The organism is Allobosea sp. GW821-FHT03A12 (genome assembly GCF_058986765.1).
This window is the reverse complement of sequence record NZ_JBYSVZ010000006.1, coordinates 500216-526026: the sequence shown is the minus strand read 5'-3', so window position 1 is coordinate 526026 and position 25811 is coordinate 500216. Positions and strand designations below refer to the sequence as shown.

At 67.8% G+C, this 25811-nt stretch carries 22 protein-coding genes; 10 read left to right on the top strand and 12 right to left on the bottom strand.

The window, feature by feature from the left end; all coding sequences use genetic code 11:
* Positions 1-21 precede the first annotated feature (21 nt).
* The gene (locus AC3WLC_RS24895; RefSeq protein WP_493686588.1) at positions 22-1632 is read right to left on the bottom strand and encodes a phosphoenolpyruvate carboxykinase; all 1611 of its coding nucleotides are present in this window, start codon (positions 1630-1632) and stop codon (positions 22-24) included.
* Positions 1633-1842: 210 nt separating this feature from the next.
* On the bottom strand, positions 1843-2592 hold the full coding sequence (locus AC3WLC_RS24890; protein ID WP_493686587.1) for a HugZ family pyridoxamine 5'-phosphate oxidase: 750 nt from the start codon (positions 2590-2592) through the stop codon (positions 1843-1845).
* A gap of 147 nt (positions 2593-2739) precedes the next feature.
* Here AC3WLC_RS24890 and AC3WLC_RS24885 point away from each other — a divergent pair, with 147 nt between their 5' ends.
* From AC3WLC_RS24885 to tsaE, 8 genes are all read left to right on the top strand, one after another.
* Positions 2740-3441 (top strand): response regulator transcription factor, encoded by a 702-nt coding sequence (locus tag AC3WLC_RS24885; protein ID WP_152013163.1) that lies wholly within the window; start codon positions 2740-2742, stop codon positions 3439-3441.
* 63 nt (positions 3442-3504) lie between these two features.
* On the top strand, positions 3505-5301 hold the full coding sequence (locus AC3WLC_RS24880) for a sensor histidine kinase (protein WP_493686586.1): 1797 nt from the start codon (positions 3505-3507) through the stop codon (positions 5299-5301).
* Complete coding sequence (locus tag AC3WLC_RS24875; RefSeq protein WP_493686585.1) at positions 5298-5750, top strand: HPr kinase/phosphorylase; 453 nt, start codon at positions 5298-5300, stop codon at positions 5748-5750. The genes AC3WLC_RS24880 and AC3WLC_RS24875 overlap by 4 nt, the downstream gene beginning before the upstream one ends.
* Before the next feature lie 105 nt (positions 5751-5855).
* A complete protein-coding gene (locus AC3WLC_RS24870) occupies positions 5856-6257 on the top strand; it encodes a PTS sugar transporter subunit IIA (protein ID WP_057189350.1) in 402 nt (133 codons plus the stop codon).
* Between the two features lie 17 nt (positions 6258-6274).
* A complete protein-coding gene (locus tag AC3WLC_RS24865; protein ID WP_346360680.1) occupies positions 6275-6607 on the top strand; it encodes an HPr family phosphocarrier protein in 333 nt (110 codons plus the stop codon).
* A gap of 285 nt (positions 6608-6892) precedes the next feature.
* The gene (gene ahcY / locus AC3WLC_RS24860; protein ID WP_493686584.1) at positions 6893-8293 is read left to right on the top strand and encodes an adenosylhomocysteinase; all 1401 of its coding nucleotides are present in this window, start codon (positions 6893-6895) and stop codon (positions 8291-8293) included.
* Positions 8294-8768: 475 nt separating this feature from the next.
* Positions 8769-11213: a sensor histidine kinase gene (locus tag AC3WLC_RS24855; protein ID WP_493686583.1), complete on the top strand. Its 2445-nt coding sequence runs from the start codon at positions 8769-8771 to the stop codon at positions 11211-11213.
* A complete protein-coding gene (tsaE, locus tag AC3WLC_RS24850) occupies positions 11210-12796 on the top strand; it encodes a tRNA (adenosine(37)-N6)-threonylcarbamoyltransferase complex ATPase subunit type 1 TsaE (RefSeq protein WP_493686582.1) in 1587 nt (528 codons plus the stop codon). The genes AC3WLC_RS24855 and tsaE overlap by 4 nt, the downstream gene beginning before the upstream one ends.
* A gap of 217 nt (positions 12797-13013) precedes the next feature.
* On the opposite strand, the gene AC3WLC_RS24845 is transcribed toward tsaE, so the two are convergent.
* The 4 genes from AC3WLC_RS24845 to rph all read right to left on the bottom strand — a co-directional run bounded on the left by AC3WLC_RS24845 (position 13014) and on the right by rph (position 16986).
* Complete coding sequence (locus AC3WLC_RS24845; protein WP_493686581.1) at positions 13014-14237, bottom strand: SMP-30/gluconolactonase/LRE family protein; 1224 nt, start codon at positions 14235-14237, stop codon at positions 13014-13016.
* Between the two features lie 181 nt (positions 14238-14418).
* Complete coding sequence (gene hemW, locus AC3WLC_RS24840; RefSeq protein WP_493686580.1) at positions 14419-15621, bottom strand: radical SAM family heme chaperone HemW; 1203 nt, start codon at positions 15619-15621, stop codon at positions 14419-14421.
* Positions 15618-16265, bottom strand: coding sequence for an RdgB/HAM1 family non-canonical purine NTP pyrophosphatase (gene rdgB, locus AC3WLC_RS24835; protein ID WP_493686579.1), 648 nt, complete (start codon positions 16263-16265; stop codon positions 15618-15620). Before rdgB ends, hemW begins: the two co-directional genes overlap by 4 nt.
* A 4-nt stretch (positions 16266-16269) precedes the next feature.
* Complete coding sequence (gene rph, locus AC3WLC_RS24830) at positions 16270-16986, bottom strand: ribonuclease PH (protein ID WP_493686578.1); 717 nt, start codon at positions 16984-16986, stop codon at positions 16270-16272.
* Between the two features lie 283 nt (positions 16987-17269).
* Between rph and hrcA the strand changes: the two genes are divergently transcribed.
* Positions 17270-18352, top strand: a complete 1083-nt coding sequence (hrcA, locus tag AC3WLC_RS24825; protein WP_493686577.1) for a heat-inducible transcriptional repressor HrcA — start codon at positions 17270-17272, stop codon at positions 18350-18352.
* 44 nt (positions 18353-18396) lie between these two features.
* Positions 18397-19005: an ankyrin repeat domain-containing protein gene (locus AC3WLC_RS24820; RefSeq protein ID WP_493686576.1), complete on the top strand. Its 609-nt coding sequence runs from the start codon at positions 18397-18399 to the stop codon at positions 19003-19005.
* A gap of 233 nt (positions 19006-19238) precedes the next feature.
* Here AC3WLC_RS24820 and AC3WLC_RS24815 read toward each other — a convergent pair whose 3' ends face one another.
* The 6 genes from AC3WLC_RS24815 to dnaA all read right to left on the bottom strand — a co-directional run bounded on the left by AC3WLC_RS24815 (position 19239) and on the right by dnaA (position 25710).
* Positions 19239-19592: a cupin domain-containing protein gene (locus tag AC3WLC_RS24815; protein WP_493686575.1), complete on the bottom strand. Its 354-nt coding sequence runs from the start codon at positions 19590-19592 to the stop codon at positions 19239-19241.
* A gap of 1 nt (position 19593) precedes the next feature.
* Positions 19594-20208 carry a LysE family translocator gene (locus AC3WLC_RS24810; protein ID WP_493686574.1) on the bottom strand — a complete coding sequence of 205 codons (615 nt, stop codon included), beginning with the start codon at positions 20206-20208 and terminating at the stop codon, positions 19594-19596.
* 87 nt (positions 20209-20295) lie between these two features.
* Complete coding sequence (locus AC3WLC_RS24805; RefSeq protein WP_493686573.1) at positions 20296-21612, bottom strand: methyl-accepting chemotaxis protein; 1317 nt, start codon at positions 21610-21612, stop codon at positions 20296-20298.
* A 184-nt stretch (positions 21613-21796) separates the two neighbouring features.
* On the bottom strand, positions 21797-22924 hold the full coding sequence (recF, locus tag AC3WLC_RS24800; RefSeq protein ID WP_493686572.1) for a DNA replication/repair protein RecF: 1128 nt from the start codon (positions 22922-22924) through the stop codon (positions 21797-21799).
* Between the two features lie 15 nt (positions 22925-22939).
* Positions 22940-24058, bottom strand: coding sequence for a DNA polymerase III subunit beta (gene dnaN / locus AC3WLC_RS24795; protein ID WP_493686571.1), 1119 nt, complete (start codon positions 24056-24058; stop codon positions 22940-22942).
* Positions 24059-24195: 137 nt separating this feature from the next.
* Positions 24196-25710: a chromosomal replication initiator protein DnaA gene (gene dnaA / locus AC3WLC_RS24790; RefSeq protein WP_493686570.1), complete on the bottom strand. Its 1515-nt coding sequence runs from the start codon at positions 25708-25710 to the stop codon at positions 24196-24198.
* Between the last annotated feature and the right edge of the window lie 101 nt (positions 25711-25811).

Genomic DNA, 25811 nt, shown 5'->3' with positions numbered 1-25811 from the left:
GCATGCTGAACTGCGTTCCGCTCAAGCGGCGAGGGAGCTCGTCGGTGCGGCCGCCTTTACGGCGTCGTCGACATGCGGTTCGAACTTCGCGAAGTTCTCCGCGAACATGCCGATCAGCTTCTTCGCTGTCTCGGCGAAGGCGGCTTTGTCAGCCCATGTCTTGACGGGATAGAGGATGTGCGGCTCGACGCCGGGCACCGAAGTGGGAACGGCGAACCCGAAATAGGGATCCCGGCGGAAATCGGCGCGGTTGAGCGAGCCGTCGAGCGCAGCGGTCAGCAGGCGGCGGGTGACGCGGATCGGCATGCGCCGGCCGGTGCCGTAGCCGCCGCCGGTCCAGCCGGTGTTCACCAGCCAGCAGTCGACATGGTGCTTGGCGATGAAATCGCGCAGCAGATTGGCGTATTCCGACGGGTGGCGCGGCAGGAAGGGCGAGCCGAAGCAGGTCGAGAACTCCGGCTGGACGCCGACGAGCCCGCGCTCTGTGCCGGCGACCTTGGCGGTGTAGCCGGAGAGGAAGTGGTACATCGCCTCGGCCGGGGTCAGCTTGGCGATCGGCGGCATCACGCCGAAAGCGTCGGCGGTCAGCATCACGATGTTCTTCGGCGTGCCGGCGCGGCCCGAGCGCGAGGCGTTCGGGATGAAGTCGAGCGGATAGGCCGAACGGGTGTTCTCGGTCTTCGTCTCGTTGTCGAAATCGACCTCGCGCGAGATCTCGTCCATGACGATGTTCTCAAGCACGGTGCCGAAGCGCTGCGAGGCCGCGAAGATCTGCGGTTCGGCCTCGGCCGAGAGGCGGATCGTCTTGGCGTAGCAGCCGCCCTCGAAATTGAAGATGCCGTCCTTCGACCAGCCATGCTCGTCATCGCCGATCAGGGTGCGGTCGGGATCGGCCGAGAGGGTGGTCTTGCCGGTGCCGGAGAGGCCGAAGAAGATCGCCGGATCGTCCTTGGAGCCGACATTGGCCGAGCAGTGCATGGGAACCACGCCCTTGGCCGGCAGCGTGTAGTTCAGATAGGTGAAGACCGATTTCTTCATCTCGCCGGCATAGGCGGAGCCGCCGATCAGCACGATCTTGCGGGAGAAGTCGATCGCGATGACCGTCTCGCTGCGGCAGCCATGGCGCTTCGGATCGGCCTTGAAGGTCGGCAGGTCGACGATCGTCAGCTCAGGTACGTAACCTCCGATCTCGCCGGTCTCGGGCCGGATCAAGAGGTTGCGGATGAACAGCGAGTGCCAGGCGAGCTCGGTGAAGACCCGCGCCTTGACGCGATGGGCCGGATCGGCGCCGCCATAGAGGTCTTGCGCGAACAGCTCCTTGCCTTCGGCGTGCTTGATGAAGTCGCCGAGCAGGGTCTCGAACTGCTCCGAGGAGATCGCGCCGTTGTTCTCCCACCAGACCGTCTTCTCGGTCAGCGCGTCCTTGACGACGAACTTGTCCTTGGGCGAGCGGCCGGTATGGCTGCCGGTATCGGCGCAGAGCGCACCGCCGCGGGCGAGCTGGGATTCGCCGCGCCGCAGCGATTCCTCATAGAGGCGCGCCGCCTCGAAGTTCCAGTAGACCGCCTTGAGCCCGCGGAAGCCGAATGAGTCGGCACCGCTGTTCGGGTTGACGTGACCGATGGTCTCCACTGGCAATTCCTCCTGCCGAGTAGCCGTCGCCAGGCGAAGCCGGCGTCGTGATTGGAGTGGGGCTGAGCCCCACTATGGGCCCGATGGACCGGTGACGTGGAGGGCTCTTTAGGCGGATGACGACGCCGGCTCAAGTCACGAGGCCGGCTCATGGATGACCATAGCAGACCTAAATCGTTTAAAAAATTCGGCTGTGGTGAATCGTCGCGCTCAGGCTGCCGCGCGGGCCTTGCCGGCGAGGGCGACGAGGGTCCGGCGCAGCGCGTCGGGCGTGGTCACCGGCTCGTCGAAGGGCAGGCGCAGCGCCTTGTCGCCGAGCATCAGGTCGGCGCCATCGGGGTCGACGCCGGAGAGGCGCCATGCGCCCTCCTCGCCGCCGAGCAGCCTGGTGGCGTAGAGCCCGATCGCGTCGGCATGGTCCTCGTTCATATGGTCGACCGCGCCCTCCTCTGCCTCGACCAGCGCCCCGGCCCGCGAGCAGTCGCTGAGCACGTCGCCGGCCTCGAGCTCATAGGCCCGGCCGAAGCCGCCATTCAGGCTGGCGCGCTGGAGCCTGAGCGCGAAGAAGGAGAAGTCGGGAAAATCGACGTAAAGCGAGGCTTTCGGCTGGCGCGCCAGGAAGCGGCGGCGCACACGCCGGCCGAAATCGCTGTCGCGCTCGATCTTCTCGGCGCTCGCCAGCAGCGTGATCCGGGCATGAGCGAGCGGGTCGCCCTTGCCGCCGGGCGCGATCAGCAATGAGCAGCGTGGATCGGCGATCAAATTGCCGGTATGGCCGGAGAGCGAGGACACCAGGATCAGCGGCGTGCCGTCGATGTCGGTCGCGAGGCTGGTCAGGCTGGCGAAGGGGTGCCCTTCCGGTGTCAGCGTCGCCAGGGAGGCAGAGCGCGCGCTGCGCAGCAGGCCGCGCGCCAATCCGCGCGCGCTGGCATCTGTCGGCCTGATCGGATCGGTCGCCATGGCACTTTTCGCAGTCTTAAGTGTTTTCGAGGGGAGACGTAGCGAAACCGCCTTGGCTTGGCTAGATTGCAGCCATGCTTTGGCCGTTCTCGCGCGAGAGTGGACCCTTTGATTGTAACGCCAGCACACAAAGAGCCGGAAAAGCTTATGCCAACCATTGCGCTGGTCGACGACGACCGCAACATCCTGACCTCGGTTTCGATCGCTTTGGAGGCCGAGGGCTATCGCATCCAGACCTATACGGACGGCGCCTCCGCCCTCGACGGGCTGAAGCAGAATCCGCCCGACCTCGCCATCTTCGACATCAAGATGCCGCGCATGGACGGGATGGAGCTGCTGCGCCGCCTGCGTCAGAAGTCGGACCTGCCGGTGATCTTCCTGACCTCGAAGGACGAGGAGATCGACGAGCTCTTCGGCCTGAAGATGGGCGCCGACGATTTCATCCGCAAACCGTTCTCGCAGCGCCTCCTGGTCGAGCGTGTCAAGGCGATCCTGCGCCGGGCCGGCGCAAAGGATGCGAGCGCGGTTGTTCGCACCGAGGATGCCAAGGCGCTGGAGCGGGGTCTGCTGCGGATGGATCCGGAGCGCCACACCTGCACCTGGAAGGGCGAGCCGGTGACGCTGACCGTCACCGAGTTCCTGATCCTGCAGTCGCTGGCGCAGCGTCCGGGCGTGGTCAAGAGCCGCAACGCCCTGATGGATGCGGCCTATGACGACGAGGTCTATGTCGACGACCGCACCATCGACAGCCACATCAAGCGCCTGCGCAAGAAGTTCAACCAGGTCGATGTCGATTTCGACATGATCGAGACGCTCTACGGCGTCGGCTACCGCTTCAAGGAGACCTGAGAAGCACCCCGGCGTGGCCATGACGACGCTTGCGCGCGCGCCGGGACAGGGTAAGAGCCGCTCATGGCTACGATCGAACAGGAAGGGGCCCGTACCGGCGGGCCGCGGCCGGGGCTGACGCTGCGTCGTCGCGCCGCACTGTTCGGCCGCCGCATGCTGCGCGCCGTCTCGGGGCGGGCCGCTTCAAGCCTGACCCGGCGCATCGTCGTCCTCAATCTGGCCGGCCTCGTCGCGCTGCTCGTCGGCTTCCTCTACCTCAACCAGTTCCGCGAGGGCCTGATCGAGGCGCGGGTGCAGAGCCTTTTGACCCAGGGCGAGATCATTGCCGGCGCCATCGCGGCCTCCGCCACGGTCGAGACCGACACGATCGCGATCGATCCGGACAAGCTGCTGCAGATGCAGGCCGGCGAGAGCGGCGCCATCGCCGAGGACCCGCTCGACTTCTCGATCAACCCGGAGAAGGTCGCCCCGCTGCTGCGCCGGCTGGTGACGCCGACCAAGACCCGCGCCCGCATCTACGACAAGGACGGGATGCTGACGCTGGATTCGCGCAATCTCTATTCGCGCGGCGACATCCTACGGCTCGACCTGCCGCGCATCGGCGAGAGCGACGAGCCGCCGCTGCTCGAACGCACCTGGAACATGTTCCGCAACCGGCTCGGCCGGGCCGACGTGCCGGCCTATGACGACTTCGCCAACGCCAACGGCAGGTCGTATACTGAGGTCGCCCGGGCGCTGGCCGGCTCGCCGGCGAGCGTGGTTCGCGTCAACACCCGCGGCGAGACAATCGTTTCGGTGGCGGTGCCGGTCCAGCGCTTCCGGGCCGTGCGCGGCGCGCTGCTGCTCTCGACGCAAGGCGGAGACATCGACGCCGTCATCGCCTCCGAGCGCTATGCCATCTTCCAGGTCTTCGCCGTCGCGGCCGGCGTGATGATCATCCTGTCGGTGCTGCTCGCCGGCACCATCGCCGAGCCGATCCGCAAGCTCGCCGACGCCGCCCAGCGCGTGCGCCGCGGCGTCAAGTCGCGCGAGGAGATCCCGGATTTCTCCAGCCGCCATGACGAGATCGGCCATCTCTCCGGCTCGTTCCGCGAGATGACCCAGGCACTTTACAATCGCATGGAGGCGATCGAGCGCTTCGCCGCGGACGTCGCCCATGAGTTGAAAAACCCGCTGACCTCGCTGCGCAGCGCCGTCGAGACCCTGCCGCTGGCGAAGAACGAGGATTCCCGCAGCCGATTGCTCGCGGTGATCCGCCATGACGTGAAGCGGCTCGACCGCCTGATCACCGACATCTCGGACGCCTCGCGCCTCGATGCCGAGCTTGCCCGCGACGACGCCGTCGCGCTCGACGTCGCCCAGCTGGTCGAGGCTGTCGTCTCGGTCCAGAATCAGATCCGACGCGATGGCCAGCCGGTCGTCGAGCTGACGATCGATCGGCGCGGCGGCCAGCGCCCGGGCGCCGATCCCTTCCGCGTGCTCGGGCACGATTCCCGCCTCGGCCAGGTCTTCGTCAATCTGATCGAGAACGCCCGCTCCTTCTCGCCGGCCGACAAGCCGGTCAGGGTCAAGCTCTCGCGCGTCGCCGGCGACGTGCTGATCACGATCGAGGATGACGGCCCCGGCATTCCCCCGCATGCGCTGGAGCGGATCTTCGAGCGCTTCTACACCGACCGGCCGGAGAGCGGCTTCGGCCAGAATTCCGGCCTCGGCCTCTCGATCTCGCGCCAGATCGTCGAAGCCCATCGCGGCACGATCCGGGCCGAGAACCGCTATGCCTCCGAGCAGTCGGAAGGCGAGGACAAGCGGCTCGGCGCCCGCTTCATCGTGCGCCTGCCGGCCGCGGTGCAGCCGGCATGACCGCGGCGACTCCGCTTCGCCTGCATGCCAGCGCCGTCGTGATCGGCGAGGCAGGCATCCTGATCCGCGGCGCGTCGGGTGCCGGCAAGTCGAGCCTGGCGCTGGCGCTGATCAGCGTGGCGCAGTCGCAGAGGCGTTTCGCCCGGCTCATCGCCGATGACCGCACCGAGATCGTCGTGCGCGCCGGCCGTCTCCTTGCCTCGCCGGTGCCGCCGATCGAGGGGCTGGTCGAGCGCCGCGGCCTCGGCCTGACGCCGGAACCGCATCTTGCCGCCGCGGTGCTGCGGCTGGTGATCGATTGCGGCACCGAGCCCGAGCGCATGCCGGAACCGGAGGCGCTGGTCGAGACGATCGCCGGCGTCACCCTGCCGCGATTGTCCCTGCTTCCGCGGCCCGGCGATGAACGTCTGATCCTGACGGCGCTTGCGCTCTTCGCCGGCTCTGATTGAATTGGTTTTGATGAGTTCGAGACAAGCGCCTTGCCTATCTTTCGCACCTGCCGCATAAACCGCGACCTTGTCCGGGCGCCGATGGGCGCTCTTCGGTGGGACTGAATGATCGGACTCGTGCTTGTCACGCATGGGCACCTGGCGACGGAATTCCGCGCCGCGCTCGAGCATGTCGTTGGCCCCCAGGCCAACCTGGCCACCATCGCCATCGCCCCCGATGACGATATGGAGGGTCGTCGGCGCGACATCATCGCGGCGGTGGAGCAGGTCGAGACCGGCAAGGGCGTCATCGTCCTCACCGACATGTTCGGCGGCACGCCCTCCAATCTCGCCATTTCCGTGATGGAGCCGGGCCGGATCGACGTCGTCGCCGGCATCAACCTGCCGATGCTGATCAAGCTCGCCAGCGTGCGCGAGGAGAAGACCCTCGACGAAGCCGTCAGCAGCGCGCAGGATGCGGGCCGGAAATACATCACGGTGGCCAGCCGCGTGCTCGCGGGCAAATGAGGTTCGGCGTGCAGGGCATGCGCGAAGACGAGATCCGCGACGAAGACTGCGACTGCACCGAGGTCGAGATTCCGGCCGGCGCCGTCTATGGCGAGTTCCAGATCGTCAACAAGAAGGGCCTGCACGCCCGCGCCACCGCGAAATTCGTGCAATGCGCCAGCCAGTTCGACGCCGACATCACCGTCTCCCGCTGTGGCGAGACCGTCGGCGCCACCTCGATCATGGGCATCCTGACCTTGGGCGCCGGCATCGGCTCGACCATCACCGTGGTCGCCAAGGGGGCCGACGCCAATGATGCGCTGAAAGCGCTGGGCGCGCTCGTCGCCGACAGGTTCGGCGAGGGCGAATAGGCGCTTTGCCATGTGGGCGGCGATCTCCGCGCTGTTCGCCTCCGTGGATTTCGTCGTAGCGCTCGTCGCCCTGGGTCGGCTTTGTCCTGATGTTTCTGACTGGCGGCCTCTCGATCCGCAGGGGTTGGGAGAAGGGCTGGTGGCCGTGGTGAAGGCTGCCGGGACGCGCAAAGCCGCGGCTTTGCGACGGATATAAAGACATCTTTATATCTTTGATTGCCTTCTGGCGGCGGCCCTGCTAGAGAGCGCGCCGTCATTCAAAGCACGATCGATTGGAGTTTCCCCGTGTCGAAGCAGGATTACGTCGTCAAGGACATCAGCCTCGCGGATTACGGCCGCAAGGAAATCAACATGGCCCAGGACGAGATGCCGGGCCTGATGGCGATCCGCGCCGAGCACAAGGGCAAGGCCCCGCTCAAGGGCGCCCGCATCGCCGGCTGCCTGCACATGACCATTCAGACCGCCGTTCTGATCGAGACCCTCAAGGAGCTCGGCGCGGACGTGCGCTGGTCGTCCTGCAACATCTTCTCGACCCAGGACCATGCCGCCGCGGCGATCGCCGCCACTGGCACCCCGGTCTTCGCCATCAAGGGCGAGACGCTGGAGGAGTACTGGGAGTACGTGCTGCGCACCGCGACCTGGGGCGACGGCGGCACGCCGAACATGATCCTCGACGATGGCGGCGACCTGACCATGCTGATCATCCTCGGTGCCGAGGCCGAGGCCGGCAACGCCGCCTTCCTCGACAAGCCGGGCAATGAGGAAGAGACGATCTTCTTCGCGCTGATCAAGCGCGAGCTGAAGGCCAATCCGGGCTGGTTCACCAAGACCCGCGCCGCGATCAAGGGCGTCTCCGAGGAGACCACCACCGGCGTGCACCGTCTCTACGAGCTCGCCAAGGCCAGCCGCCTGCCCTTCCCGGCGATCAACGTCAACGACAGCGTCACCAAGTCGAAGTTCGACAACCTCTATGGCTGCCGCGAGTCGCTGGTCGACGCCATCCGCCGCGGCACCGACGTGATGATGTCGGGCAAGGTCGCGGTCGTCGCCGGCTATGGCGACGTCGGCAAGGGCTCGGCCGCCTCGCTGCGCCAGGCCGGCTGCCGCGTGCTCGTCACCGAGATCGACCCGATCTGCGCCCTGCAGGCGGCGATGGAGGGCTATGAGGTCGTCACCATGGAGGACGCCGCCCCGCGCGCCGACATCTTCGTGACCGCGACCGGCAATCTCGACGTGATCACCGTCGACCACATGCGCGCGATGAAGCACCGCGCCATCGTCTGCAACATCGGCCACTTCGACTCGGAGATTCAGGTCGCCGGCCTGAAGAACTTCAAGTGGGACAACGTCAAGCCGCAGGTCGACGAGGTCGAGTTCCCCGACGGCAAGCGCATCATCCTGCTCTCGGAAGGCCGCCTGGTGAACCTCGGCAACGCCACCGGCCACCCGTCCTTCGTGATGTCCTGCTCGTTCTCGAACCAGACGCTGGCCCAGGTCGAGCTCTGGAACCATCACGCCAAGTACGAGAACAAGGTCTACACCCTGCCCAAGCACCTCGACGAGAAGGTCGCGGCGCTCCATCTCGCCAAGGTCGGCGCCAAGCTGACCAAGCTCAACGACGCCCAGGCGAAGTATATCGGCGTCTCGCAGGCCGGCCCGTTCAAGCCGGAGCTCTATCGCTACTGACGCCTTCGCCCGGCTGTCACCGGCCGGGCGAAGCGACATCGCGCCACCGGGAACCTCGTTCCCGGACCCGGCGCCCCTCTTTCAGAAGCCCGGCCTCGCGCCGGGCTTTTTTGCACTCAGGGCCAATCATCGCCATTCACACTACTAATAGATGCGCTGCTTCGGCCGGCATCAACTTGTTGATGCCGCTCCATTGGTTTCGCATGTGGTCGCCGCCATTCGGCCTTTACCGTCGATTAAGCACTTCCTGCCGGAGTCGTGCGGTGATTACAGTGGCACTGATTCGGGCGGCCGGCAGGCTTCGCATGTGGCGCCCGGTTTCGTGCAGCGGTGGCTTTGCGGGTTGCGGGCGTGGGTCCTTCAGGGGAGCCATGGCCGGTTGTCGCGTTGGCGGCACCCCGTGATTGCGGCCGGAAGATTGGCCTGGGACAGAACGGATGCGAGAATGAGACGGGCAAGGCAGGTCGGACGGGAGATGAACGGAGTGGTCCGCTTCCTCCTGCCCGGACTTGCCGGCGCAGCGCCGGCTCCCGCTCTCGCCCAGGCCGATATGCTGCTGCCCTTGCGCGGCGACTGGCTCAACGCCGGCGGCCTGTCGCTGATCCTCGTCGGGCTCATCGTCTTCGCCACCACCACCTCGATCCTCTATGTCCGCGAGCGCTCGCGCTGGACCCGCCGGGAAGGCGAGCTCGCGGCCGGGCTGGAGGAGGCGCGCGGCCATCAGGAGCGGCTCAGCGCCCTGCTCGCGAGCGACCGCCAGGTCGTGCTGAGCTGGGATGGGCCTAAGGCGAGCCCGGTCGTCGAAGGCGACAGCGGCTTCCTCGGCATCGGTGGTCCCGCCCCGGCGCTGGCTTACGGCACCTGGGCACCACCGGCCGAGGCGAAACGCCTGGAGCTCGCGACAGAGGCCCTCAAGGAGCGTGGCGAGGCCTTCGCCTTCACCTTCAAGGCCAAGGCCGGGCGCTTCGTCGATGCGGAAGGCCGGCCTGTCGCCGGCCGCGCCGTGATCCGCCTGCGCGAGGTCGGCGGCGAGCGGGCCCGCGCCCTGGCGTTGGAGGACGAGCTCGGCAAGCTCGCCAGCGACCATGCCGCGCTCACGACCTTGCTCGCCGGCGTACCGCAGCCGGTCTGGATGCGCGCCACAGATGGCCGCCTGAGCTGGGTCAACGCCGCCTATGCCCGCGCCGTAGAGGCCTCGGACAGCCAGCAGGCGGTCACGGCCGGGCTCGATTTGTTCGATCGCAGCGAGCGCGAGGCGGCGGCCAAGGCGCGCAAGGACGGCCGCGTCTTCCAGCTGCGTGCGCCCGTGGTCATGGCCGGCCAGCGCCGCATCGTCGACGTCATGGAGACGCCGACGCCCTCGGGCTATGCCGGCATCGCCACCGATATGAGCGAGCTCGAGGCGGTCCGCGCCGATCTGCAGCGCCAGATGGACGCGCATGTGCGCACGCTCGATCGGCTCAAGACCGGCGTCGCCGTCTTCGACGCCTCGCAGCGCCTGGTCTATCGCAACAGCGGCTATGAGGCGCTCTGGTCGCTTGATCCGGGCTTCCTCGACTCCAGTCCCGGCGATGGCGAGATCCTCGACCGCCTGCGCACCGAGCGCCGCCTGCCCGAGCTCGGCGACTACCGCACCTGGAAGGCCCAGGTCCATGCCGCCTATACCGCGACGCGTGCCAGCGAGGACTGGTGGTATCTGCCCGATGGCCGCACCGTCCATGTCGTTGCCAGCCCGAACCCGCAGGGTGGCGTCACCTATCTCTTCGACGACGAGACCGAGCGCTTCACCTTGGAATCGCGCTTCAACGCGCTCTCGCGCACCCAGCGCGAGACGCTCGATTCATTGCGCGAAGGCGTCGCCGTGTTCGGCTCGGACGGGCGCCTCAAGCTCTCCAACCCGGCCTTCGCCCAGCTCTGGAAGCTCTCGCCCGAGCGCGCCGCCGCGGCGCCGCATATCGACGAGGTCGTGGCCTTGAGCCGGCCGCTCTTCCCGGACGATGCCGTCTGGACCGAGATCCGCAGCGCGGTCGCCGGCGTGCGCGATGCGCGCGAGGATTATCGCTGCCATATGGAGCGCCGTGACGGCACGGTGCTCGACTGCACCGCCGCGCCTTTGCCGGATGGCGCGACGCTGATCACCTTCGCCGACGTCACCGCCGGCGTGAACGTCGAGCGGGCGCTGACCGAGCGCAACGAGGCGCTGGAGCGCGTCTCGCGGCTGCGCGAGGAGTTCGTCCACCACGTCTCCTATGAATTGCGCTCGCCGCTGACCAACATCATCGGCTTCGCGCAATTACTTGGCGAGGAGACGGTCGGCGCGCTCAACGACAAGCAGCGTGACTATACCGGCCACATCGTGCGCTCCTCCGGAGCGCTGCTCGCCATCATCAACGACATCCTCGACCTCGCCTCGATCGACAATGGTGCGCTCGCCCTCGATCTCGAGGAGGTCGACGTCGCCAAGAGCATCGCCCAGGCCGCGACCGGGTTGCAGGACCGCCTCACCGACAGCAAGCTGAGACTCCAGGTCGACATCGCCCCGCAGACCGGCCCTCTGCGCGCCGATCCCAAGCGCCTGCGCCAGATCCTGTTCAATCTGCTGTCCAACGCGATCGGCTTCTCGCAGCCCGGCCAGACCATCCGCGTCAGCGCCGGCCGCTTCGGCGGCGAGATCCGCATCACCGTCGCCGACGAGGGCCGCGGCATCCCCGACGAGGTCAAGGAAAAGGTGTTCGACCGCTTCGAGAGCCACTCGCTGGGGTCGCGCCATCGCGGCGTCGGGCTCGGCCTGTCGATGGTCCGTTCGATCGTCGAACTGCATGGCGGGCGCGTCGAACTCGATTCGGCCCTGGGCCAGGGCACGCGCGTCACCGCCGTCTTTCCGCCTGAAGGTATGCGCATCTCGGACGCCGCTGAATGAGTGACGAAGCCGCGCGGGCGGGTACCCATGTCGTTATCCTGCCGAACGAGGCCGCGACGGTGCGGCTGGCGCAGGACATCGCCGACATCCTGAAGACCGGCGACATCGTCGCGCTCTCCGGCCATCTTGGTGCCGGCAAGTCGCTGCTGGCGCGGGCGATGCTGCGCCGCCTCGCCGATGATGCGGCGCTGGAGGCGCCGAGCCCGACCTTCACCTTGGTGCAGAGCTATGACAGCCCGCGCGGGCTCCTGCTCCATGCCGATCTCTACCGCGTCCGCAGCCCCGACGAGCTCGACGATATCGGCCTGATCGAGGACCTCGACCTCGCGATCACCATCGTCGAATGGCCTGACCGTGCCGGCGCGCGTTTGCCGGCAGGCCGCAGGCTCGACATCGTGCTGGAGGTCGATCCGGAGAACCCCGAGCAGGGCCGGATCGCGACGCTCTCGGGCGGCGTGCTCTGGCGCCAGCGGCTGGCGCTCGCGATCGGCGCGCGTCGCCTGATCGACGAAGCCGGCTGGAGTGAGGCGAAGCGCGAGTTCATGCTCGGCGATGCCTCCAGCCGTGCCTATGAGCGCTTGATCAGGCCGTCCGGCGAGACCGCGATCCTGATGATCTCGCCGCCGCGCCCGGATGGGCCGGCGATCCGCCAGGGCAAGCCCTACAGCGCCATCGCCCATCTCGCCGAGACCGTCGACGCCTTCGTCGCCATGGACAAGGCCCTGCGCTCGCTCGGTCTCTCGGCGCCGGAGGTCCTGGCGCAGGACCTCGTCACCGGCCTCTTGATCATCGAGGACCTCGGCAATGAGCCGGTGGTCGGCGCCGACGGGCCGATCCCCGATCGCTACGAGGCGGCGGCCCGCCTGCTCGCCGAGCTGCACCGGCATGCGCTGCCGACGATCCTGCCGGTCGCGGAGGCGCGCGACCATGTCCTGCCGGACTATGATCGCGAGGCGCTCGCCATCGAGACCGAGCTGGTGCTCGACTGGTACGCCCCGCATATCGCCGGCGTCACCCTGCCGGCGGTGACGCGGTCGGAGTTCAGCCGCATCTGGGAGAAGCTTTTCGACGAGCTCTTCGAGACGCCGGCGACCTGGACCTTGCGCGACTATCACTCGCCGAACCTGCTCTGGCTCGCCGATCGCGTCGGCCATGCCCGGCTCGGCCTGATCGACTTCCAGGACTCGGTGCTCGGCCACCCCGCCTATGACCTCGTCTCGCTCGGCCAGGACGCCCGCGTCGACGTGCCGGCGGCGCTGGAGCTGCGCCTGCTCGCCGCCTATGCCGGGGCGCGACGCGGCACCGATCCGAGCTTCGACGTTCCGCGGTTTGCCCGCGCCTATGCGATCCTCGGCGCCCAGCGCAACACCAAGATCGCCGGCATCTTCGCCCGGCTCGACCGGCGAGACGGCAAGCCGGGCTATCTCAAGCATCTGCCGCGGATCGAGGCGTACCTGCGCCGCAACCTCGAACAGCCAGCGCTCGCCGAGCTCAAGGCCTGGTACGAGACCTATCTGCCCAAGCTCTATGCCGGGCAGGAGAAGGCGGAAGCGAACGCGCGGGACGAGGCTGATCCGGTCTGACGGAGGGCTCGCCGCGAGGCGCTTGTGCTCCTCCCTTCGCCCTTGTGGGGAAGGGATTGGGGATGGGGGTGGTGCCGCTTGGCGATCGGCGACAGAAATTGGCACTCGGCAATGACGACGGCGCCATAGGGCCTCACCGATTGCCCCGGCTTTCCGACCCCCACCCCTGCCCCTCCCCACAAGGGGGAGGGGTTGCCCGCGCCCATCAGCAGCCGTCTCAGCCCGGCCCGGCCCCCTGCGTGCCCAGATAGAGCGCATAGAGCGACTGGCTCGCCGCCATGAACAGGCGGTTGCGCTTGGGGCCGCCGAAGCAGATGTTGCCGCAGACCTCCGGCAGCCGGATGCGGCCGATCAGCTTGGCCTCCGGATTGAAGCAGAGCACGCCGTTGTAGCCGACGGCACGCCCGGCATTGCTGGAGGCCCAGAGATTGCCCTGCACGTCGCAGCGCAGACCGTCCGGCCCGCATTTCACCCCGTCGACCATGCAGTCCGAGAACAGCTTGCCGTTGGAGAGCTTGTTGTCGGCGCCGACGTCGAAGACGTGGATGTCGCCCTTGCCGCCGGGGCCGGTGTCGCCCGGGCCTTTTCCGGTCGAGGCGATGTAGAGCTTCTTGTAGTCTGGCGAGAAGCACAGGCCGTTCGGGTCGGGCACCTGCTGCTCGGTGACGACGAGGTCGATCCGGCCGCTCGGGTCGATGCGATAGCAGTTCGTCGGCAATTCCCGCTTGAAGAAGCCGATTTCGGGCGGCTGGCCGAGGCGCGGATTGAGCTTGCCGCTGGCATTGCTCGGCCCGCCCGCGGCGTCCGGCGCGCCCTCATAGAGCTGGCCGCCATAAGGCGGATCGGTGAACCAGTAGCTGCCGTCGGGATGCTGGACGATGTCGTTGGGTGAATTCAAGCGCTTGCCGTCGAACTTGTCGGCGAGGATCGTCACCGAGCCGTCGAGCTCGTAGCGCACGACGCGGCGGTTCAGGTGCTCGCAGGAGAGCTGCCTGCCTTGGAAGTCGAAGCTGTTGCCGTTGCTGTTGCCCGAGGGCGTGCGGAAGACGCTGACGCGACCGTCATCCTCCAGCCAGCGCAATTGCCGGTTGTTCGGGATGTCGCTCCAGACCAGATAGCGCCCCTGCGCGTTCCAGGCCGGCCCCTCCGCCCAGAGCGCTCCGGTCCAGAGCCGCTGGATCGCGGCATTGGGTTGCGCCAGCCCCTCGAAGGCGGGATCGACTGCGAGGACGTCAGGGTCCCAGAAATAGGTGGTCGGCGCGCCGTTGCGGCTGAAATCACGTGGCGGCGTGGTGATCGTGCTCGGCGGCCCAGGCCGGGCGGCCGGAGCCTGCGCCAGAGCCGTGTCAGTGGCTGCTACGAGTGCTCCTGCCCCCGCGACCTGCAACAGGCGGCGGCGTGACAAGGCGAGACGTGATTCATCGATCATGCGTGGCTGCATCGGTGACCTCCCTGGGTTGAACTTGTGCCGTTCTTACCCGGCCATCGGGAGCGCCGATTGCGGCGGTGACGTGGCGGAAGGCAGCCGTGCGGTCATGACGAACGCTGCCTCAACAGGGCTTCTCATCGACTTAAATCGGTTTAATGATATCGAGTCCGGAGATCGCCGCTGCGATCAGTCGTCAGGCGGCGAGATCGGCGACCAATGCGTCGAGCAGCAACGCGCCTTCCGGCGTCGCTGCGAGGCGGCCATTGGCCTTGCGGGTGAGGAAGCCCTCGGCGATCAGGCTGCCGATCCGGTTGCCGTTGAGCTTGCGGCCGGCCAGCCCCTCGAACACATCGAGATCGATGCCTTTGACGAGCCTGAGGCCCATCAGCAGGTATTCGTCGCCCTGCGCCTCGGCCGAGAGCTTCTCGTTCTCGACCAGCGCGTCGCCGCCGGCCTCGATCCGCTCCAGCCAGGTCTCGGGGCGCTTCTCGGTCGATTGGGCAAAGCGGCCATCCAATGTCACCAGCCGGCCATGGGCGCCCGGCCCGATGCCGGCATATTCGCCATAGTGCCAGTAGACCAGGTTGTGGCGGCATTCCGCGCCCGGCCGGGCGTGGTTCGAGATCTCGTAGACCGGCAGGCCGTGCTTGGCCGTAATCTCTTGCGTCACCTCGTAGAGCGCCGCGCCCGCATCGGGATCGGGAATGGCGAGCTTGCCGGCCTTGTAGAGCTGCTCGAAGGCGGTGCCGGGCTCGATGGTGAGCTGGTAGAGCGAGAGATGCTCGGCGGCATGGCTGATCGCGAGTTCAAGCTCGGCCTGCCAGAGCGCCGGCGTCTGATGCGGCGAGCGGGCATAGATCAGGTCGAAGGAATAGCGCTCGAAATAGCGCCGTGCGATCGCGACCGCATCGAGCGCCTCCTGCGCCGAATGCATCCGGCCGAGCGCCTTGAGATCGGTATCGTTCAGCGCCTGGACGCCGAGCGAGACGCGGTTGACGCCGGCGGCGCGGAAATCGCGGAAGCGCCCGGCCTCGACGCTGGTCGGATTGGCCTCGAGCGAGACCTCGCAATTGGGGTCGACGGCCCAGTGCTCGCCGATCGCATCGAGGATCGCGCCGACCGTCGCGCCCTCCATCAGCGAGGGCGTGCCGCCGCCGAAGAAGATCGAGGAGACCGTGCGCCCAGGCGCCAGTTCGGCCCGCTGGGCGATCTCGCGGCGGAAGGCGGCGATATAGCGGGCCTGGTCCGGTGGCTGATGCCGGACATGGGAGTTGAAGTCGCAATAGGGGCATTTGGCCAGGCAGAACGGCCAATGCACATAGACGGCGAAGCCGGCAGCCGCGGTCGGATGCGCTGGTACACCGGGCCGCGCGGCAAAGGCGGCCGGAGGGCTCAAGCGGGCTTCCTCAGGCAGGCGGCGGCCAGCACATGGAAGGCGCGGGCCCGGTGCGACAGGCCGGGCGAGCCGTCCTGCGGGATGCCGTGCTTCTGCTCCGAGGTCATCTCGCCGAAGGTCCTGTCGTGGCCAGCGGGCTGGAAGATCGGGTCGTAGCCGAAGCCGGAGCTGCCGCGCGGCGCGTCGACGATCTCACCGAAGACGCGGCCCTCGAACAGTTCCTGATGCCCGTCTGGCCAGGCGATCACCAGTGCCGAGACGAAATGCGCCTTGCGCTGCTCGGGCGTGGTCGCCCCGCGTTTTGCAAGCTCAGCCTGAACGCGGGCGAGCGCCGGGACGAAATCCTTGCCTGGACCGGCCCAATTGGCCGAGAACAGGCCGGGCGCGCCGTCGAGCGCGTCGATGCAGACGCCGGAATCGTCGGCGAGCGCCGGCAGGCCGGAGGCCTTTGCCGCCGCGACTGCCTTGATCGCGGCGTTCTCGGCGAACATGTGGCCGTCCTCGACCGGCTCGGGCAGGCCGAGTTCGCCAGCCGAGACCAGCTCGACCCCATAGGGCGCCATCAGCTCGCGCATCTCGCGCAATTTGCCCTGGTTATGGGTCGCGATCACGACCTTGCCGGTGAGGAGGCGGGGTTCGCTCATGGCGTCAGGCCACCGCCGCCTTCTGCAGGGCGACCAGCTTGCCGACGCCGCCCTTGGCGAGCTTGAGCAGGGCCAGCAATTCATCCTCCGAGAACGGTGCGCCCTCGGCGGTGCCCTGCACCTCGACGAGACCGCCCGAACCGGTGATCACGAAATTGGCGTCGGTCTGCGCGCCAGAATCCTCGACATAGTCGAGATCGATCACCGGATTGCCGGCGACGATGCCACAGGAGACTGCGGCGACATGATCCTTCAACGGATTGGCGCCCTTCAGCATGCCGCGCCCTTCCATCCATTTCAGCGCGTCGTGCAGCGCGACCCAGGCGCCGGTGATCGAGGCGGTGCGGGTGCCGCCATCGGCCTGAAGCACGTCGCAGTCGACGACGATCTGGCGCTCGCCGATCGCGGTCAGGTCGACCACGGCGCGGAGCGAGCGACCGACCAGGCGCTGGATTTCCTGCGTGCGGCCCGAGGGTTTGCCGGAGGTGACCTCGCGGCGGGTGCGCTCATGGGTGGCGCGCGGCAGCATCGAGTATTCGGCGGTGACCCAGCCCTTGCCGGTGCCGCGCAGCCAGGGCGGCCCCTTTTCCTCGACCGTCGCGGCGCAGAGCACCTTGGTCTCGCCGAAGGTCACCATGCACGAGCCTTCGGCATAGCGCACCACGCCGCGTTCCAGCGTGACCTTGCGCATCTCGTCGGCTGCGCGCTTCGAGGGTCTCATCGTGCCAATCCTGTGTTCCGGAGTCCGCGGCTTGTAGGCGCTTAAGCGGAGTGCGGCAAGGCGAAGCCTGTGCGGTCATTGCGAGCGTCAGCGAAGCAATCCAGGGGCGGCAGAGCTCCATGACCCCCTGGATTGCTTCGTCGCTTCGCTCCTCGCAATGACGGAAGCGTCGTGGCCATGGGTTCGGAGCTCAGGCCTTCGGCCTGCCCCGGAATGACAGGGCTTGATCCCGCCACGCCCACCGGGGACAATGGGCGATGGCATCGAGGTTGTTCGCTAGGGAATGAGCGCCCATACCCGCCCGGAGTCCCCCGGCGGCCTGGTCGAGATCGACCAGCGCTCGCGCGAGATTTTTCGGCAGATCGTCGACGGCTATCTGACCACCGGCGAGCCAGTCGGCTCGCGCAACATCGCCCGCCTGCTGCCGATGGCGCTGTCGCCGGCGACGGTGCGCAATGTCATGACCGATCTCGAAATGGCCGGGCTGATCTACGCCCCGCACACCTCGGCCGGGCGCCTGCCGACAGAGCGGGGCCTGCGCTTCTTCGTCGACGGCATGATGGAGGTCGGCAATCTCACCTCCGACGAGCGCTCGCGCATCGAGGCGCAGATCCGGGCCGCCGCGAGCAACCGCTCGCTCGACCAGACGCTGACCGAGGCCTCGGCCTTGCTGTCCGGCTTGTCGCGCGGCGCCGGCGTCGTCGTCACCACCAAGGCCAATGCCCGCCTGCGCCATATCGAATTCGTCCGGCTCGATGCCGGCCGCGCGCTCGCCGTGCTCGTCGCCGATGACGGCACGGTCGAAAACCGCATCCTGGCGCTGCCGCCGGGCCTGCCGGCCTCGGCGCTGGTCGAGGCCGGCAATTTCCTCAATGCCCGCATCGTCGGCAAGACGCTGGACGAGCTTCGCCGCGAGATCGCCGACAGCCGAACTCTAATGGAGCGCGAACTCGACGACTTGACCGCAAAGCTGGTCGAAAGCGGCGTTGCCACGACCTCCGGCCCCTCCGGCGACCGGCATCTGATCGTGCGCGGCCAGGCCAATCTGCTCGAGGACCTGAGGGCGCAAGAGGATCTGGAGCGCATCCGCCTGCTCTTCGCCGATCTGGAGACGCAGACCGAGCTCATCGACCTGCTCTCGCGGGCCGAGGCGGGCGACGGCGTGCGCATTTTCATCGGCTCGGAGAACAAGCTGTTCTCGATGTCGGGCTCCTCGATCATCGCCGCGCCCTTCCGCGATGGCGGCCAGCGCATCGTCGGCGTCGTCGGCATCATCGGCCCGACCCGGCTGAACTATGCCCGGATCGTGCCGATGGTCGATTACACCGCCAAGGTGGTCGGGCGCCTGCTCGACAGCGGGCGATGAGGCGGCTGCTGCGGGCCGCCGCGATCCTCGCGGGAGTGTTGCTGATGACCGGAGCAAGCGAAGCTCAGACCGGCCTGCTCGAAGCCGCCAGCCGTGGCGATCTCGCCGCCGTGAACCGCCTGATCGCCGCCAAGGCGGATCTCGAACAGCGCGACGGTCAGCGCCAGACTCCATTGCTGCTCGCCGTCGCCGGCAATCATGTCGCCGTCGCCAAGGCGCTGCTGGCGGCAGGTGCGAGCCCCAATGCCCAGGCGTCGAACCAGGACACGCCCTGGCTGCTCGCCGGTGCCAGCGGCCGCACCGAGATCATCGCGGCCATGCTGCCGCTGAAGCCCGACCTCACCATCCGCAACCGCTATGGCGGCAATGCCTTGATCCCGGCTTGCGAGCGCGCCCATGTCGAAACCGCCAAGCTGCTGCTGACATCGGGCATCGACGTGAACCACGTCAACAATCTCGGCTGGACCTGTCTCCTGGAGATCGTGATCCTCGGCGATGGCGGCTCGCGCCACCAGCAGGTCGCCAAGCTCGTGCTTGATGCCGGCGCCAACCCCAACCTCGCCGACAAGGATGGCGTCAGCCCGCTCGCTCATGCTCGCAAGCGCGGCCAGAACGAGGTCGCCAGGCTGATCACGGCGGCCGGCGGGCGCTGAGACACGCCGTCATTCCGGGGCGCGCCGAAGGCGTGAGCCCGGAACCCATGAACACGGTGGTTCCGACACATCCTCCGTCATTGCGAGCGCAGCGAAGCAATCCAGGAGCGGAGAGCTCTGCGTCCCCCTGGATTGCTTCGTCGCTGACGCTCCTCGCAATGACGGGTGGGTCAGTGTTCTTGGATTCCGGGCCCATCGCTGCGCGATGTCCCGGAAAGACGGAACAGCGCCCGCTATTCCAGCCAGTCGGTGATGAAGCGCTCACTGGCGTGGATGTCGATCGATTCCAGCACCTCCGGCCCGAGGCTGCGGAATTTGTGCGGCACGCCCGCAGGCACGACCAGAATCTCGCCCGGCCCGGCCTCGATCTCCCGGTCGCCGATGGTGTAGAGCGCCCGCCCGGCGCGGACGATGAAGGTCTCGGGATAGGGATGGCTGTGCAGCCTTGGTCCCTTGCCGGGCTCTGCCCGGACGAAGATCAGCGCGACCTCGCCGCCGAAACCCTGGACCTCGCCATGCCATTCGCCGGGCGTCTCCGCCCAGTCCTCGCGGCGAATGGCGTGAGGCGCCGTGGTTTCGTCCGCCATCTCAGCCGCGTGCCGCGATGGCCACTGCGGCGCCCGCCATCACGCCGCCGGTGACGCGGTTGATCCGGCGCATGGTCTTGGGACTGGCGACCAGCCGCCGCGCCCGGTCGGCGGCATAGGCGTAGCCGAGCAGGGTGGTGTTGATGATCAGCATGGTCAGCACGGCGACCTCGGCGAAAGCCAGCGGCGTCAACGCCTGCAGATCGACGATCAGCGGCAGGATCGAGACGAAGAACACCATCACCTTGGGATTGCCGAGCGTCAGCGTAAGGCCGCCGAGAAAGAGGCGGACGCCCTCGCCGCGCATCGCCGGCTGGTCTTCCAGGCTCTTCACCGGCGCGGTCCAGAGCTTCCAGGCGAGATAGACGAGATAGGCGCAGCCGGCATATTTGATGATCAGGAACAGGCCGTGGAAGTTCTGCATCAGCACGGACAGGCCGAGCGCCGAGAAGGTCAGCCAGACCAGATCGCCGGAGGCGATGCCGAGCACGAAAGGCACGGCGCGTCGGAACCCGGTCGAGAGCGAGCGCGCCACGATCGCGGCGATGCCCGGCCCCGGCGAGGCGACGGCCAGGAAGTAGACACCGGCGAAAACCAGAAGCCCGGCGAGATCCATCGAGCGTTGCTCCCTGATATCGGCTTGTAGCGGCCAGATTAGCAGCCTGCGCCGGATGTGTCCCATCGCCTTGCGTGATGGGAGAGATCAGCCGCTCTGGCGGATGCGTCCGCGCTTCTCGGCGCGCGCCTTGCCCATCGCGCCAAGGAAATCCCCGATCGATTGCTCCAGCGCCAGCGATTGCGATGAGGTCGCTCGGACGCGGTCGTCGACCTGCCGGGCGAGCGCAGCCGCTTCGCGCGCGAGGCCCTCGACCAGCGCGGCATGATGCGCGATGGCGTCGACGCCGGAGGACGAGCTTTCGGCGCGCTCGGCGATCGAGCGGATATGGCTGGCCTGCCCCGCAACCGACTCGGCGACGACATCGGCGCTGTCCTGCAGCGTCTGCATGGTCTGGCCGAGCCCGCGCACGGCCTCGCCGATGGCGCGCCCGGCATCGACGACCTCGCCGACGCCTTGGCGGATGGTTTGCGTTGCGTTGTTGGTGGCCGTGGCGAGCGCTTTGACCTCGGCCGCGACCACGGCGAAGCCCTTGCCCGCTTCGCCGGCGCGAGCCGCCTCGATGGTGGCGTTGAGCGCCAGCAGATTGGTCTGCGCGGCCAGACTCCGGATCAGCTCGACCAGGCTGCCGATCCGGTCGCTCGCCTGCTGCAGCAACGCGACGCTGTCGCTGATCGCATGGCATTCGGTGTTCGCCGCCTGGGTCGCGCGGCTCGAACCGGCCGTCTCCTGGGAGATGCGCTCGCTGGCGAGCTCGCATTGCCGCGTCGCTGCGACGATCTCGGCGACGGAGGCGGCGACCTGCTCAGGTCGCTCCTGCGTGCCGGATAATGCCGACAAGGTCGCGCCGGCCTGGGTCGAGAGCTGGCCGGAGAAGCCGGCGACATCCCCCATGCTCGCCTCGATCGCCGAGATGCGCTCGCCGATCCCATCGCGAAAGGACTGTTCGAGAGCGCCGAGACGATCGTCGACATCGCTTTCGAGCGCATCGTCGAAGCAGGCGAGCGAAAAGGAGATGTCGGTGAGCATCAGCTTGCAGAAGACGCGCAGGACCTCGTCGACCGGGCCCCAGCGCCGCTTCCAGCGCGCGACCACGACGGCGAGGAAGTTCGAGAAGTCCTCAAGGAAGAACTGCGGATAGTCGGCGAGCAGGATGTCGCGATTATTGGCGCGGCCGACGATGCGCAGCTTCGCCAGCCGATAGCGCTCGTCGAATTCGAGCTTGAACAGCTTGCGGTATTTCACCTGCTCGTCGGAGGCGACGTCGAGCTGGTCGAGATCGCGCTTGAAGGTCTTGGCGTAGAGCTTGCGGGTGGAGACGTCGAAATGCGGCTCCAGGATCGTCAGCAGATGGCTGGCGATCGCGGCTTCAGCCTGCGTGAAGGACGGCTGCGACGGATGCATCGCCCGGAGTGTCGCGCGAATTGGTTAACCGCCTTCATACTTCAGAGGGCCGCTGCCGTGGCCCGGATTGGCTAGATCGCAATGATTTTGGATCGAGTCGATCCAAAATCATAAACGTGATCGATTCTAAGAGTTAGAGCAGGATTTCAGCGAAAAACCGGTTCCCACTTTTTCGCATCCTGCTCTAGGGCGCGGGCCTGACCTCGCCGGGCGTGACCAGGAAGCGCTGCGCTCCAGCCGGGAGATCGCCGAACAAGGCGGGGTCGGCGCCGGTCATCCAGACCTGGCAGCCGAGCTCGGCCAGCGTTGCATAGAGAGCGGCCCGCCGGCGCGGGTCGAGATGGGCGGCAACCTCGTCGAGCAGGACGAGCGGCGGCAGCTCGCTCATCGTCGCCACCAGCCGCGCATGGGCGAGCACCAGCCCGATCAGCAACGCCTTCTGCTCGCCTGTCGAGCCCTGTTCGGCAGGAATGTCCTTGGTTGCGTGGCGTACGGCGAGGTCGGAGGCCTGCGGGCCGGTGAGCGTGCGCCCGGCCGCCTTGTCACGCGGGCGCATCTCCCGCAGCAGCTCGCGATAGCGATCCTCGGCGTCGAGCGCCGGCAGGCTCGCGACCAGCGCGTCGATCTCGCCCTCCAGCGCGATGTCGGCCTGCGGGAAGGGCGAGGCTTCGTCTGACGTCTGCGCGATGATGGCGGAGAGCCGCGCCACCGTCTCGGCCCGGGCGGCTGCGACGGCGACGCCGAGCTCGGCGATCTCGCGCTCGACCGCATCGAGCCAGCGCTGCTGGTGCGGGCTCTCGTCGAGGATGCGGTTGCGCGAGCGCAGCGCCTTTTCCAGCGCGTTCGAGCGTGTGCCGTGGCCGGGATCGACCGCCAGGACCAGCCGGTCGAGGAAGCGGCGGCGATCGCCGGCGGCACCGCGGAACAGCCCGTCGAGATCGGGCGTCAGCCAGACGAGCCGGACATAATCGCTGAAGGCGAGCGCCGAGCCGGCCGGGGCGCCGTCGATCCGGGCGACCCGTGCCCGCCGGCCCTCGGCATCGGGCGGCTCCAGTCCGATGCCGAGCCTGCTTCCGTCATCGGCGAGCCCGATCGAGACGGCGAAACCGCCATCGCCGGGCTGGCGCACCATCTCGGAGAGATCGGCGCGCCGGAGGCCGCGACCGGGCGCGAACAGCGAGAGCGCTTCGAGCAGATTGGTCTTGCCGGCGCCGTTCTCGCCGCACAGCGCAACGAGCCGGCCCTCGATCGCAAGATCGAGGGCCGGGTAGGAACGAAAATTCTGCAGCGTGAGGCGGGCGACCGCGGTCAAGACGCTCTGCCGGGATCAGACCCGCATCGGCATCAGCACATAGAGGGCCGAAGCGCCTTCGCGGTCCTGGATCACCGTTGGCGAGCCGGGATCGGCGAGCTTGAGCAGCGCGGTGTCGCCGTCGAGCTGGGCGGCGATATCCATCAGATAGCGCGCGTTGAAGCCGATATCGAGCGGGCCGGCATCGTAGTCGACCTCGATCTCCTCGGTCGCCGAGCCGGAATCGGGATTGGTCACCGAGAGCGTCATCCGGCCATCGGCCATGGAGAGCTTCACGGCCCGGCCACGCTCGGACGAGATCGTCGAGACGCGGTCGACGGAGGCCGCGAAATCGCCCTTGTCGACGGTCAGCAGCTTGTCGTTCCCGGAGGGGATGACGCGCTGATAGTCGGGGAAGGTGCCGTCGATCAGCTTCGAGGTCAGGACGACCTCGGCGGTGGCGACGCGGATCTTGGTGGCGGAGAGCTCGACCTGGACCTCGCTCTCGCCGTCTTCCAGCAGCTTCTGGATCTCGGCCACGGCCTTGCGCGGCACGATCACGCCGGGCATGCCGAGCGAGCCCTGCGGGGCGGCGGTGTCGACGCGGGCGAGGCGGTGGCCGTCGGTCGCGACAGCGCGCAGCACCGGGCGCCCATCGACGTCGATGGCGTGCAGGTAGATGCCGTTGAGATAGTAGCGCGTCTCCTCGGTCGAGATCGCGAACTGGGTCTTGTCGATCAGGCGCTTGAGCTCGCCAGCCGGCAGCACGAAGCGATGCGCCATCTCGCCGGCGGTGATGTCGGGGAAGTCGCTTTCCGGCAGCGTCTGCAGCGTGAAGCGCGAGCGGCCCGAGCGCAGCACCATCTGGCCGGTCTCGCCGGTGGTCTCCAGCGAGACCTGCGAGCCGTCGGGCAGCTTGCGGACGATGTCGTAGAGGGTGTGGGCCGGAACCGTGGTGGCGCCGGCCTCGACGATATCGGCCGGGACGGTCTCGACCACCTCGATGTCGAGATCGGTCGCCTTCAGCTTCAGCCCGTCCTCGCTGCCGCGCAGCAGGAGGTTCGACAGGATCGGGATCGTGTTGCGCCGCTCGACGACACGATGGACATGCCCGAGCGACTTCAGGAGCGTGGAGCGTTCGACCGTAACCTTCATGGCGTCTTCTGGCATGCTGGCGCCCGCGGCGAGCCGGCAGGCAGAAAGGTGGCCCGCGACATTGCCGGACGGCCGGGCCGCGCGCAAGGGCGCGCGAACCGGCCTGCACAGTTAACGCTGGGAGGGAAGCTGGCGCCTCACTCCTGCAGCATGCGCTTCAGCAGATCGACCTCGTCATGCAGGAGCCGATCCTCGACGATCGCCTTCTCGATCTTGCGCACCGCATGCAGCACGGTGGTGTGGTCGCGCCCGCCGAAGCGGCGGCCGATCTCGGGCAGCGAGCGCGGCGTCAGCGCCTTGGCGAGATACATCGCGATCTGGCGCGGCTTGACCACGGCGGCGGTGCGGCGTTCCGACAGGATGTCGGCGCGGCTGACATTGTAGCGGGTCGCGACCAGCTTCTGGATGTCCTCGATCTTGACCCGGCGCGGCTCGCGCGTCCGCACGAGGTCGCGGATCGCCGCCTCGGCGGTCTCCATCGTCACGCTCGCCCCGGTCAGCGTCGCATGCGCCAGGATGCGGTTGGCGGCGCCGTCGAGATCGCGGCCATTGGTGGCGACGAGCTTGGCGACATAGGCGATCACGTCCGGATTGACGTGGAAGCTCGGATGGGCGGCCTTCAGCCCGTCGAGCCGGGTGGTCAGGATCTTGACCCGCAGCGCCTCGTCAAGCTCGCCGATCTCGACGACGAGGCCGCCGGCGAGCCGCGAGCGGATGCGCTCGTCGAGGGCTTCCAGATCGGCGGGCAGCCGGTCGGCGGCGACGACGATCTGCTTGCCGGCGTCGATCAGCGCATTGATCGTGTGGCCGAACTCCTGCTGGATCGAGCGGCCCTGGATGAACTGGACGTCGTCGACGATCAGGAGGTCGATGCCGCGCAGCTTCTCCTTGAAGGCGAGGGCGGTCTGCGACTTCAGCGCGGCGACGAAGCCGTACATGAAGCGGTCGGCGGTGAAATAGGCGACGCGCTTGCCGTGCTGGCGCGCATCCTGGGCGATCGCCTGGATCAGATGCGTCTTGCCGAGGCCGACGCCGGCATGGAGGTAGAGCGGGTTATAGGGCGTCGAGCCGGCCGGGGCCGCCGAGATCCGCTCGGCCGCGGCGAAGGCGAGCGCGTTCGACTTGCCGACGACGAAGCTCTGGAAGGTCATGCGCCGGTCGAGCAGCGTTCCGCAGGCGTCCATGGGGTCGCGGTCGCCGGCCGGGGTAGCGGCCGAAGCGGTCGCCGCCTCCGCCATCGGGGTGGCCGGGCGGGCCTGGGCCGGGCGGGCCCGCTGTACTGACAGGTCCAGGCTGGGCTCGCTGCTTTCCCGCGCCACCTGGCGCACCGAGAGGGCGACGCCGTTGGGCGCATCGAGCTCGGCCATGCAGTGCGCCCGCAGGCGCTCGGCATAATGGGCTTCGAGCCAGCTCTTCAGGAAGCGGGTCGGCACGGTGAGATGGGCGACGCCCTCGACGACCGCACCGATCTCGACGCGGGCGAACCAGCTCGAGAAGACGTCCTCGCCGAGCTCGGCGCGCAGGCGCCGGCGGACCCTGTCCCAACGATCTTTGGTCCCGGCGACGCTCGCCGGCTCCGCCTGAGCAAGCCTGGTCACCACAGGGGTGGCCGCAGCCTCAACCAGATTGCCAGTCTCCATCCGCTCGAACATTCCAATTGCCCCGTTCATGCTCGTACGCACTTCGCCGTCCCACATGGGGATGGTGGTGCGATGTCTCGTTGTCAGGAAAAACGCAGCTCCCCCCGTCGGCT